Below are 12,537 nucleotides of genomic sequence, written 5' to 3'. Positions count from 1 at the left end.
TTTTCTTTTACACTGCACATTAAAGCCGGCACACCATCAGACAAATCCCGCCCCGTGTTTTCGGCACTTTCCGACCTTTGGCAGCGAGCACTGTGAAAATTTCATGAACCGTTGTTAATTTTGAGCACGCTTGTTGCATTCTCTTCACGCCAAGTCGGCACGACACCTGCATTGACCGGGTGACGCGACAAATAACAACAGCGACATTGGGTACACCAGGGAGTTTCCCCAGCCAGAATCTGTAGTTACAGAATCGTTACGGCAGTGGAACGGCGCTGGCGTTGTACGACCCGGTTAATCGGGACGTGATTTGCGACATGGAAATACCTAAAAGCGACATGACAATAAAGTTCCCGAAAGGATGATTTTTGCCATATCGCCAACAACAGTCAGCGTGCTATACATTTCCGCCGACATAACAAGAAAGAGCTGCCCCATATAACTAAAAGACTTGGGCGCAGCGGTACTCTTCCTAAAAACCAAAGGAGCAAATCACGATGCGCGTGATGAAGTGGAGCATGATCGCCCTGGCCGTTGCGGCAGGGACCTCGCAGATGGCCGTTGCCTCGTCCCAGGACGAATCCAAGGGTTTCCTCGAAGACAGCAAGCTGAACGTCAAGACTCGCATGCTGTACTTCAGCCGCGACTTTCGTAACAACGAGCCAGGCACCCAGAGCCGCGTTGAAGAAACCGGCCTCGGCTTCCTCGGCACTTACGAGTCGGGCTTCACCCAGGGCGTAGTCGGCGTGGGCGTCGATGCCATCGGCATGCTCGGCGTGAAACTGGACAGTGGCAAAGGTCGCCACAGCACCGGTCAGTTCCCGACTGACGCTGACGGCCGTGCGCAGGACGAATTCTCCGAAGGCGGTGGTGCGGTCAAACTGCGCATCTCCGATACCGTACTGAAAGTCGGTGACCAATTTACCGCCATGCCAGTGTTCGCGACCGATGACAGCCGCCTGCTGCCAGAAGTAGCCCAAGGCGCGCTGATCACCAGCAACGAAATCAAGGGCCTGACCCTGAACGCCGGTCGCTTCACCGCGTTGAACGCCCAGTCCCAGACCTTCCATGACAGTCTGCACCTGAAAGAGGCAGACGTTATCGGTGGCACCTACGCCTTCACCGACAACCTGTCCACCAGCCTGTACTACTCCAAGGTCGAAGACTACTGGCGCAAATACTACGCCAACGTCAACTGGGCACTGCCACTCTCCGACAAACAAGGTCTGGTGTTCGACTTCAACATCTATGACACCAAGAGCGATGGCCAAGGCCTGCAGCGCGCCGAGAAAGATGGCGTGACCAAGCTCGACAACCAGGCCTACAGCCTGTCGGGCGCCTATAACATCGGCGCTCACACCTTCACCCTGGCCTACCAGAAGGTCCACGGTGACGGCGACTACGGCTACGGCGTGGACGGTGGCGGTACCATCTTCCTGGCCAACTCCGTGGCCCGTTCCGACTTCAACGCTGAAGACGAAAAATCCTGGCAGGCTCGCTACGACCTGAACTTCGCCGAATTCGGCGTACCAGGCCTCACCTTCATGACCCGTTACGTTCGTGGTAGCGATGCCAACACCGGTTCCACCAGCAATGGCAAGGAATGGGAACGCGACGTAGACGTCAAGTACGTACTGCAGGAAGGCCCGGCCAAAGACCTGAGCTTCCGCGTTCGTCAGGCCACCTACCGTTCCAGCGATGGCGTCTACTACGGTTCGAGCTCGATCGACGAACTGCGCCTGATCGTCGAGTACCCGCTGAGCATCCTGTAAGCCTGGCTTATAGTGCCCCGCACCTGAAAAAGCCCGGCACACTTGCCGGGCTTTTTTCTTGGCTGACAACGGCCACGCCCTGGGGCATTCTGTACGCCTTCGTTTCGCCCCCGTACAATGCGGGGCTATTTCAACGTCTTAGGCAATCGACACGGCTAACCATGCGCACCAGTCAATATTTGCTCGCCACCCAGAAAGAAACCCCTGCCGACGCAGTGGTCATCAGCCATCAGCTCATGCTGCGTGCCGGCATGATCCGCAAACTGGCCTCCGGCCTGTACACCTGGCTGCCGATGGGCCTGCGGGTGATGCGCAAGGTCGAAAACGTTGTGCGCGAGGAAATGAACGCCGCCGGCGCCCTGGAAGTGCTGATGCCAAGCATCCAGCCTGCCGAGCTGTGGCAGGAATCCGGCCGCTGGGAACAGTACGGCCCTGAGCTGCTGCGCCTGAAAGACCGCCACCAGCGCGATTTCTGCGTAGGCCCGACCCACGAAGAAGTGATCACCGACCTGGCCCGCAACGAGCTGTCCAGCTATAAGCAGCTGCCGCTCAACATGTACCAGATCCAGACCAAGTTCCGTGACGAGATTCGCCCACGCTTCGGCCTGATGCGCGGCCGCGAATTCATCATGAAGGACGCCTACTCCTTCCATGCCGACCAGGCTTCCCTGCAGGAAACCTACGACCGCATGCACCAGGCGTACACCAACGTCTTTACCCGCCTGGGCCTGGATTTCCGCCCAGTGCAGGCCGACACCGGTTCCATCGGTGGCAGCTATTCCCACGAATTCCACGTCCTGGCCGAGTCGGGCGAAGACGACGTTATCTTCAGCGACAGCTCCGACTACGCCGCCAACATCGAGAAGGCCGAAGCCATCCCGCGTGAAACCGTGCGCCCTGCTCCAACCGAGGAACTGCGCCTGGTCGACACCCCGGAAGCCAAGACCATCGCCCAACTGGTGGAAAACCACGGCCTGGCAATCGAAAAGACCGTCAAGACCCTGATCGTGCGCGGCGCCGAAGAAGGCAAGCTGGTCGCCCTGATCGTCCGTGGCGACCACGAGCTCAATGAGATCAAGGCCGCCAAGCTGGAACAGGTTGCCGATCCGCTGGTCATGGCCACCGACGCCGAACTGCGCGAGGCCATTGGCGCCGGTGCCGGTTCGCTCGGCCCGCTGAACCTGCCACTGGAAATCGTGATCGACCGCTCGGTCGCCCTTATGAGCGACTTCGGCATCGGCGCCAACATCGACGACAAGCACTACTTCGGCGTGAACTGGGAACGTGACCTGCCCGTTCCACAAGTTGCCGACCTGCGCAATGTCGTCGAAGGCGACCCAAGCCCGGATGGCCAGGGCACCCTGGTAATCAAGCGCGGCATCGAAGTCGGCCATATCTTCCAGCTCGGCACCAAGTACAGCGAGGCACTCAAGTGCCAAGTCCTGGGTGAGAACGGCAAGCCGGTCATCCTGTCCATGGGCTGCTACGGCATTGGTGTGTCCCGCGTGGTCGCCGCCGCCATCGAGCAGAGCTACGACGACAAGGGCATCATCTGGAACGACGCCCTGGCACCGTTCCAGATCGCCCTGGTACCACTGCGTTACGAAACCGAGGTGGTCCGCGAGGCAACCGACAAGCTGTACGCCGAACTGACCGCAGCCGGCTACGAGGTGCTGCTGGACGACCGCGACAAGAAGACCAGCCCCGGCATCAAGTTCGCCGACATGGAGCTGATCGGCATTCCACACCGCATCGTCGTCAGCGACCGCGGCCTGGCCGACGGCAACCTGGAGTACAAGCACCGCACCGAGTCGGAAGCCCAGCAGCTGCCGCTCAATGAAGTGCTGACCTTCCTGCAGGCCCGCGTTCGCCGCTGATAATCAATGCACGAGTAATCATGTCCAAGCGAAGTACCTATACCTTGGGGGGCGCCGCACTATGCGGCGCCCTGCTCGCCAGCGGTTGCGCCAACCAGATGTCCCAGCGCAGCGATCATGAGGAGCGCGTCGAGCGAAAGCTGCTCGAACATACCCTGCAGATCGATGTCGGCGAGCCGAAGGTGATGGAGCTTCCGCAACGGCGTGTGCGCATCCATGAGCAGAAGCGTTTCGAGGTCACCGAATACGAGGTCACTCGCCGCTACGACCGCTACACCCCTTACCAACCGTGGCGGGAGATCTACGAGATCCCGCTCGGCGCGGTAGCCGTGGTCGCTGGCATTGGCGCCAACGTGGTCAACGTGTTCGCCCTCGGCAACCTGCCGCAGAGCATGACCCACGACTGGCTTAGCTACGGCGTGGACGGCCTCAACCCGTTCATGAACACGCCGTCCAATGGCCGCGCCCAGCAAAACCTGGCGGGCATCAGCGAAGTGCAGAAGGACAAGCGCGAAGAGTTCACCAGCGTGCCCTGGAGCGAACGCCTGGTCGAGGTCAAGGCGGGCAAGATGACTCACGAGCTGACCACCGACAGGAACGGCGTGCTGCGCCTGAACCTGCTGGACAGCCCGTTTTCGGAACAGCACCTGAACCACGTCGGCACCTTGCATCTGCAGGTGATCGATGAGGACAACGCGATTCGTGGCGATGCCAGCCTGCTGGTCAGCGCCACCTTGCGCAACAAGCTGCGCGAGGCCCATGAGCTGATCTTCGATGATCTTGAGGACGACGATGTCGGCCAGTGGGTACACCGGGTAAAGCGTTTGTCCGAGCTGGGCTTGGAAGAGGAAGCCAGCGAGATGGAGCAGAGCCTGATCGAGCTGACACGCAACGATCCGGAGCTGCAGCAGGAATTCCTGTCGGCACTGACCAAGGCCACTGGCCGGTTGGTCGCTGATCCCGGCGTGCAGTAGTTATAAAGAAGGGGCCGATTTTACGGCCCCTTTTCAATTGCCCGGGAACAGCTCCAACTGCTCATGCGCCCCGCGCAGATCCCGCAACCTTACCCCTACCCCGAGCAAGCGCACCGGCTTGCCACCCCGAGCAAACGCCTGGCGTAGCAACTGACGATAGCTTTCCAGGTCCCTGCCCGCCCCCGCTTGCTCCAGGGTGGTCTGGCTGAAGTCATGGAACTTGACCTTTACGAAGGGCTTGTCCGGCCGGTAACTGCTGTCCATCCGGTCAATCCTCTCATTGAGGCTTTCGAGCAGCTCAGGCAATCGTTCCAGGCAACTGGCCAGATCTGGCAGATCATTGTCATAGGTGTTTTCAACGCTGACCGACTGCCTGCGGCTATCGTTGTGAACCGCACGCTCATCGATCCCTCGGGCCAATCCCCAGAGCCGCTCGCCAAAACTACCGAATTCACGTGCCAGCGCCAGCCGCGACCATTCACGCAAGTCAAGACAGGTGTCGATACCCAGGCGGTTCAACTTGTCTGCGGTCACCTTGCCCACACCATGCAGCTTGGCCACAGGCAAGGCAGCCACAAAGGCCTCGACCTGCTCCGGGGTAATCACGAAGATGCCGTTAGGCTTACGCCAGTCGCTGGCGATCTTGGCCAGGAACTTGTTCGGGGCGACCCCCGCAGATACCGTGATATGAAGGCTACGGGCGACACGTCGGCGAATGTCCTCGGCGATTCGCGTGGCACTGCCGGCATACCACTGGCTTTCACTGACATCCAGATACGCCTCATCCAGTGACAACGGCTCGATCAACTCGGTGTAGTCACGGAAAATGGCGTGAATCTCGCGCGAAGCTTCCCGGTAAGCCTCAAAGCGCGGCTTGACGATTTCCAGGTCCGGGCAAAGCTTGAGGGCATGCCGGGACGACATGGCGGAACGCACGCCATAGGCACGCGCTTCATAATTGCAGGTGGCGATTACCCCGCGCCGGTCCGGGGAACCACCGACCGCCATGGGGCGACCGGCCAGTCGCGGGTCGTCACGCATCTCGATGGCGGCGTAAAAACAATCGCAGTCGATGTGGATGATCTTGCGCAGAGACATTGATGACGGGCACCACTGTAAATTCATACAGATAGTAGCGCATGCCGCTGATACTGAGACAGCCTGCTTCGATAATCGGCTTGCAAGCCCCGTCACGCCTGAGCCGCAGCCAGGCATTGACGCTAAGGGATTGAACGAAAAAGGGTTTTCTACAATATCGCTTGACATGGGCGAGAAAATCCGTAGAATTCGATCTCACAGGCGCGGGATGGAGCAGCCTGGTAGCTCGTCGGGCTCATAACCCGAAGGTCGTCGGTTCAAATCCGGCTCCCGCAACCAGATTCGAGAAAAGGCCACTGTTAACGCAGTGGCCTTTTTCTTTGCCTGGCATTCAAGACCTGATGCAATTGTTAGCCATTGTGCAGTTAGTTCTTGACTTGGCCGTCCAAGTCTATAAAATGCGCCCCTCTGACGCGGGATGGAGCAGCCTGGTAGCTCGTCGGGCTCATAACCCGAAGGTCGTCGGTTCAAATCCGGCTCCCGCAACCATATTCGTCAGAACAAACCCCGCCTGCGTAACAGCAGTGCGGGGTTTGTTGCATTTCGTCGCCTGATAAATCCTCGCCCTGCTCCCAAACCCGCTCGTTTGAGGTGTCGTCGTGAGGATGAACTATCTTTAACACTGCCGGACGACTGAAAGTAATGTTGCCCGGAGTAATATCTGGATACGTTTACCAAAGGGACTTTCACTTGGCCGCAGCTCTTCCCCTCCTCGCGCATCACGCACGAGGCATCTCATGACATCGCACACCCCCGAACCCCAGGTGCCGCTCGCCTCGGCACTGCCGACTGCCGCCCAACGCCTGCCTTGGCTGGAACGAATGAGCCGATACCGTCAGCCGATTGGCCTGGCCGTGACCTTGCTGCTGTTTGCCATGGCGCTGATCGCTTGTCGGCATCTGTTGAGCGAACTGGACATCTACGCCCTGCACGATGCCATGCTCGACGTCCCGGCAAAGTCTTTGATCGGTGCCCTGCTGGCGACTGTGGCAGGCTTCGTGATCCTGCTGGGCTACGAGTGGTCGGCCAGCCGTTACGCGGCCGTCAAGCTGCCTCCGCGATCCTTGGTGATGGGCGGTTTCAGCGCCTTTGCCATTGGTAACGCGATCGGCCTGTCGATGCTCTCGGGTGGCTCGGTGCGCTATCGTTTGTATGCACGTCAAGGCCTTGGTGCCGCCGAAGTGGCACGCATGACCGTGTTTGCCAGCCTGTCCCTGGGGTGCGCACTGCCACCACTGGCGGCGCTGGCCACCTTGAGCAACCTGCCGGCAGCGGCAACCGCCCTGCGCTTGCCTTCGACAGTGCTGGCCGGCATCGCCATCGCCGTTCTGACCATCACCACCGTGCTGGTGATCGGGCTGTATCGCCGTCGCCTGCCGGAACAGCCGCTGGCCGACAACCTGCTGGTCCAGCTGGGCCGTCGCACCCTGCGCCTGCCGGGTGGCCGCCTGGCGGCCCTGCAGCTGCTGATCACCGCGCTGGACGTGGCCGCTGCAGCCACCGTGCTCTACCTGCTGCTGCCGGAAGCGCCTCCTTTCGGTGCCTTCGTGCTGGTCTACCTGCTGGCCCTGGCCGCTGGTGTGCTCAGCCATGTACCGGGTGGCGTGGGGGTATTCGAAGCGATCCTGCTGGCGGCCTTCGCCGACCAGCTTGGCGCCGCGCCACTGGCCGCCGCCCTCCTACTGTACCGGCTGATCTACGTGGTGCTGCCGCTGCTGCTGGCCTGCGTGCTGCTGCTGGCCAACGAAGCACGCCGCCTGCTGTTCGCCCAGCAAGCGATCAAGGCGGCTTCGGGCCTTGGCGCACCAATCCTGGCGATTCTGGTGTTCCTGTCGGGTGTGGTGCTGCTGTTCTCCGGCGCCACCCCGGAAATCGACACGCGCCTGGAGCACATGGGCTTCCTCGTGCCACACCGGCTGATCGATGCCTCGCACTTCGGCGCCAGCCTGATTGGCGTGCTTTGCCTGTTGCTGGCCCAGGGCCTGCGCCGGCGCCTGTCGGCAGCCTGGCTGCTTACCACTGTGTTGCTGCTGGTCGGCGCACTGCTGTCGATCCTCAAAGGCTTCGACTGGGAGGAAGCCAGCCTGCTGACCCTGACTGCTGCCCTGCTGGCCATTTTCCGCCGTTCGTTCTACCGGCCAAGCCGGTTGCTCGAACTGCCATTCTCACCGGTGTACCTGGTGGCCAGCGCCTGCGTGGTCGGTGCTTCGGTGTGGCTGCTGCTGTTCGCCTACCAGGACGTACCCTATACCCACAAGCTGTGGTGGCAGTTCACCCTCGACGCCGACGCCCCGCGCGGCCTGCGCGCCGCCTTGGGCAGCGCGGTGCTGCTGGTGATCGTCGCCCTGACCTGGCTGCTGCGCACCGCCCGCCCGGTCATTCACCTGCCTGATGACGTCGAGCTGCAGCGCGCCAACCGCATCCTGCTAGCCTCCGACCAGCCCGATGGCGGCCTGGCATTGACCGGCGACAAGGCACTGCTGTTCCACCCCAGCGACAATGCCTTCCTCATGTATGCCCGCCGCGGCCGCAGCCTGGTGGCGTTGTATGACCCGATCGGCCCGGCCCAGGAACGCGCCGAGATGATCTGGCAGTTCCGCGACCTGTGCGACCTGCACCATGCCCGCCCGGTGTTCTACCAGGTGCGCGCGGAGAACCTGCCGTTCTACATGGACATCGGCCTGACTGCCTTGAAGCTGGGCGAGGAGGCGCGGGTGGACCTGCGCCGCTTCGACCTCGAAGCCAAGGGCAAGGAAATGAAGGACCTGCGCTACACCTGGAACCGTGGCGGCCGGGATGGCCTGAGCCTGGAGATCCACGAACCCGGCCACGCTCCGCTGGCCGAGCTCAAGGAAATCTCCGACGCCTGGCTCGGCGGCAAGAATGTACGCGAGAAAGGCTTCTCGCTGGGGCGCTTCAGCCCCGAGTACCTACAGCACTTCCGTATCGCCCTGATTCGTTTCCAGGGCCGGCCGGTGGCCTTCGCCAACCTGCTGGAAACCCACAGCAACGAACTGGCCAGCCTCGACCTGATGCGCGCGCACCCCGAAGCCCCGAAGCTGACCATGGAATTCATGATGATCGGCTTGATCCTGCATTACAAAAGCCATGACTACAGCCGCTTCAGCCTGGGCATGGTCCCGCTTTCCGGCCTGCAGCCACGCCGCGGCGCACCCTTGACCCAACGACTGGGCTCGATGGTGTTCCGCCGTGGCGAGCAGCTCTACAACTTCCAGGGTCTGCGGCGCTTCAAGGACAAGTTCCAGCCGGACTGGGAACCTCGTTACATGGCCGTGCCGGCCGGGCTCGACCCGCTGGTGGCACTGGCCGATACTGCCGCCCTGATTGCCGGCGGCCTGACTGGATTGGTGAAACGTTGATGATCCGACGCTATTGGCTGTACGTACTGATTCCCCTGCTGCTGGCCGCCCTGGCTGGCGCTGCGGGCTTTTGGCTGTGGGCCCGCCCTGCCCCTGAGGCACGGCTGGAGCAGCTGACCCTGAATGACACCAGCATCATCCGCGTCACCCCGGGCGTGCACGCCAAGGCCCGGGTCGCCATCGGCGTGCCCCAGGACCAGGCCCTGACCGACAAGCAGCTGCTGGACCTGAGCCAGGCCGGTGAGGCGCAGCTGGTGCAGGTGATCCTGCCGCCGAACGACTGCACCAAGCAGCAACAGGCCATGGATCAGGCACTGACCCAGCTGTCCGACAAACCGACCCTGGTCGCTGGCATCGGCCCTGGCGCAGCCCAGGCATGGCGCTGGCTGGCCACCCAGAGTGACGACAAGGCCCGGGCCATTTCCGTCGACTTCACCCTGGAACAACCCGGTTGCAAGGTCGAACTGCCGAAGTCGGCCGCCCACGGCCACTGGAATGTTGCCTGGAACGACAACCCGGACGACGCCAGTGCTGCCTTCGTACGCGATCAGGCCAACGCCGAAACCAGCATCAGCGACTATGACATCCACCTGCCACAGGTGCTCAAGGCCCAGCTGACCCAGGCCCTGGTCGGCCGCGACGGCAACGCCCTGGCCATTCCGGTGGTAGAAGTCCCTGCCGGGCAGACCACCGATACCGTCACCCTGTTCCTGTCGGGTGACGGCGGCTGGCGAGACCTGGACCGCGACGTGGCCGGTGAAATGGCCAAGCTCGGCTACCCGGTGGTCGGTATCGACACCCTGCGCTACTACTGGCAGCACAAGACCCCGGAGCAAAGCGCCGCCGACCTGTCGGAACTGATGCAGCACTACCGCCAGAAGTGGGGCACCAAGCGTTTCGTGCTGACCGGCTATTCGTTCGGCGCCGACGTGCTGCCGGCCATCTACAACCGCCTGCCGGCCGAAGACCAGCAGCGTATCGACGCGGTCGTGCTGCTGGCGTTCGCCCGTAGCGGCAGCTTCGAGATCGAGGTTGAGGGCTGGCTGGGCAAGGAAGGCCAGGAAGCGCCTACCGGGCCGGAGATGGCCAAGCTGCCGGCGTCCAAGGTGGTCTGCGTGTACGGTATCGAAGAGACCGACGAGAGCGGCTGCACCGACAAGACTGCGGTGGGTGAGCGCATGAAGCTGCCAGGCGGCCACCACTTCGACGAGAACTACCCGGCGCTGGCCAAGCGCCTGATCGACGAGATCGAGACCCGTCAGGGTAAGTCCAGCGTCGCCGCACAGAACTGACAATGAAAGGGGCCGCATTGCGGCCCCAATTCTTCAGATCTCGACCTGGGTACCCAGCTCGATCACCCGGTTCAACGGCAAGTTGAAGAAGCGCAAGTTACCGTTGGCATTCTTCAGCAGGAAAGCGAACAGGTTGCCCCGCCAGCGCGACATCCCCTCCAGACGCGACGCAATCACCGTTTCCCGGCTGAGGAAGTAGGTGGTACGCATCGGGCTGAAATCCAGCTCGTCCAGGTGACACAGCCTCAATGCCGCCGGCACGTCCGGCTCGTCCATGAAGCCGAAGTGCAGCAACACGCGGAAGAAGCCATCACCATAGGCCTCGACCTCGAAACGTTCGTGCTCCGGCACCCGAGGGCGGTCTTCACTGACCACTGTCAGCAGCACCACCTGGCTGTGCAGCACCTGGTTATGCAGCATGTTGTGCAACAGCGCATGAGGCACCGCATCTGCCCGCGCCGTCAGGAATACCGCCGTGCCTTCTACTCGATGCGGCGGCTGCACACGGATACTGCTGATGAACACCGGCAGCGGCAGCCCGCCTTCATCAATCCGTTCCACCAGGATCTGCTTGCCGCGCTTCCAGGTGCTCATCAGCAGGTACAGCACGCCGCCTGCCAGCACCGGGAAGGCACCCCCCTGGACAATCTTCGGCACGTTGGCAGCAAAGAACAGCCCATCGACGAAGAGGAAACCGACCAGGATCGGCACCGTCAGCACCGGTGGCCATTTCCACAGCAGCAGCATCACCGACGACACCAGGATGGTGGTCATCAGCATGGTCCCGGTCACGGCCACACCGTAAGCCGCCGCCAGGGCGCCGGAGGACTCGAAGCCGATCACCAGCAGCACCACGCCGACCATCAGTGTCCAGTTCACCGCACCGATGTAGATCTGCCCCTGCTCGTCGCTGGAGGTGTGCTGGATCTGCATGCGCGGGATATAGCCCAGCTGGATGGCCTGGCGGGTCAGGGAGAAGGCCCCGGAAATCACGGCCTGCGAGGCGATGACCGTGGCCATGGTCGCCAGCCCGACCATTGGCAGCAGCGCCCAGCCTGGCGCCAGCAGGTAGAACGGGTTGCGGGCGGCGTCGGGGTTCTGCAGCAAAATCGCGCCCTGGCCAAAGTAATTGAGCACCAGTGCCGGCAGCACAAGGGCGAACCAGGCGCGGGCAATCGGCTTGCGCCCGAAGTGCCCCATGTCGGCATACAGCGCCTCGGCGCCGGTCAGCGCCAGCACCACCGCGCCGAGAACCGCCACGCCGATGCCCGGGTGCACGACGAAGAAATTCACCGCCCAGCCAGGGTTGAACGCCTTGAGCACTTCCGGGCTCTGGGAGATGCCATGGGCCCCCAGCGCAGCGAGCGCGAGGAACCAGACCACCATGATCGGGCCGAACAGCTTGCCGATCTTGTCGGTACCGTGCTTCTGCACCAGAAACAAGGCCACCAGCACCACCAGCGAAATCGGTACCACCCAGTGGTCGATACCTTCAAAGGCCAGGCCCATGCCCTCTACGGCGGACAACACCGATACCGCCGGGGTGATCATGCTGTCACCGTAGAACAGCGAGGCGCCGATCAGGCCGCAGACGACCATCAGCGAACGCAGCCGCGGGTAAGCCGCCGTGGCCCGCCGCGCCAGCGCGGTCAATGCCATGGTACCGCCCTCGCCCTGGTTGTCGGCGCGCAGGATGAACATCACGTACTTGAACGACACCACCCACAGCAGAGACCAGAGGATCAGCGAGAGGATTCCCAGCACGCCATCATGGTTGACCGGCACCCCGTAACCGCCGGTAAAGACTTCTTTGAGGGTATACAAGGGGCTGGTACCGATATCGCCATACACCACCCCGACCGCTGCCACGAGCAACCCCAGCGACCGTGTCGCACCCTGCTTCCCCGCGTGCCCGCCTTCGGCGTGACTGCTTGCCTGAACCATCGAACACTCCCGCAGATGGCCTTGAAGGCCGGTAGAATTCACGCCTGCGTCAGGGGCATGCATAAGCCCCGGCGCAATGGCGCGAAGCATAGCGCAGCGTTCGTCGCTTTTCTGCTGGTCAAGCGACCGTGCGCTCGCTAGAATTGCGCACTTTTTGATCAGAGGCGCCGAAAGCGCCCGTCAAGATCGCCCCCGACTGC

General features: G+C 62.1%; 7 protein-coding genes and 2 tRNA genes. 7 read left to right on the top strand and 2 right to left on the bottom strand.

Features of this window, described 5'->3' with window-relative positions:
• Nucleotides 1-497 precede the first annotated feature (497 nt).
• From ACLEJU_RS03160 to ACLEJU_RS03150, 3 genes are all read left to right on the top strand, one after another.
• Nucleotides 498-1,772: an OprD family porin gene (locus tag ACLEJU_RS03160; RefSeq protein ID WP_435424787.1), complete on the top strand. Its 1,275-nt coding sequence runs from the start codon at nt 498-500 to the stop codon at nt 1,770-1,772.
• A 161-nt stretch (nt 1,773-1,933) separates the two neighbouring features.
• Nucleotides 1,934-3,649: a proline--tRNA ligase gene (locus ACLEJU_RS03155; protein ID WP_435424788.1), complete on the top strand. Its 1,716-nt coding sequence runs from the start codon at nt 1,934-1,936 to the stop codon at nt 3,647-3,649.
• Between the two features lie 20 nt (nt 3,650-3,669).
• Nucleotides 3,670-4,623 (top strand): hypothetical protein, encoded by a 954-nt coding sequence (locus tag ACLEJU_RS03150; protein WP_435424789.1) that lies wholly within the window; start codon nt 3,670-3,672, stop codon nt 4,621-4,623.
• Nucleotides 4,624-4,656: 33 nt separating this feature from the next.
• Here ACLEJU_RS03150 and dinB read toward each other — a convergent pair whose 3' ends face one another.
• Nucleotides 4,657-5,715 carry a DNA polymerase IV gene (dinB, locus tag ACLEJU_RS03145; RefSeq protein ID WP_435424791.1) on the bottom strand — a complete coding sequence of 353 codons (1,059 nt, stop codon included), beginning with the start codon at nt 5,713-5,715 and terminating at the stop codon, nt 4,657-4,659.
• A gap of 208 nt (nt 5,716-5,923) precedes the next feature.
• Here dinB and ACLEJU_RS03140 point away from each other — a divergent pair.
• The 4 genes from ACLEJU_RS03140 (at nt 5,924) to ACLEJU_RS03125 (ending at nt 10,393) form a co-directional block, all read left to right on the top strand.
• Nucleotides 5,924-6,000: transfer RNA gene (locus ACLEJU_RS03140), tRNA-Met, on the top strand.
• Between the two features lie 133 nt (nt 6,001-6,133).
• Nucleotides 6,134-6,210, top strand: a tRNA-Met gene (locus ACLEJU_RS03135).
• 332 nt (nt 6,211-6,542) lie between these two features.
• Complete coding sequence (mprF, locus tag ACLEJU_RS03130) at nt 6,543-9,101, top strand: bifunctional lysylphosphatidylglycerol flippase/synthetase MprF (protein WP_435422488.1); 2,559 nt, start codon at nt 6,543-6,545, stop codon at nt 9,099-9,101.
• Nucleotides 9,101-10,393, top strand: coding sequence for a virulence factor family protein (locus ACLEJU_RS03125; RefSeq protein WP_435422398.1), 1,293 nt, complete (start codon nt 9,101-9,103; stop codon nt 10,391-10,393). The genes mprF and ACLEJU_RS03125 overlap by 1 nt, the downstream gene beginning before the upstream one ends.
• 33 nt (nt 10,394-10,426) lie before the next feature.
• On the opposite strand, the gene ACLEJU_RS03120 is transcribed toward ACLEJU_RS03125, so the two are convergent.
• Nucleotides 10,427-12,337: a potassium transporter Kup gene (locus ACLEJU_RS03120; RefSeq protein ID WP_435422399.1), complete on the bottom strand. Its 1,911-nt coding sequence runs from the start codon at nt 12,335-12,337 to the stop codon at nt 10,427-10,429.
• Between the last annotated feature and the right edge of the window lie 200 nt (nt 12,338-12,537).

This window comes from Pseudomonas sp. SMN11 (assembly GCF_052041945.1).
Classification (GTDB): domain Bacteria; phylum Pseudomonadota; class Gammaproteobacteria; order Pseudomonadales; family Pseudomonadaceae; genus Aquipseudomonas.
The sequence above is the reverse complement of the archived record's forward strand: the minus strand, read 5'-3'. Positions and strand labels throughout refer to the sequence as shown.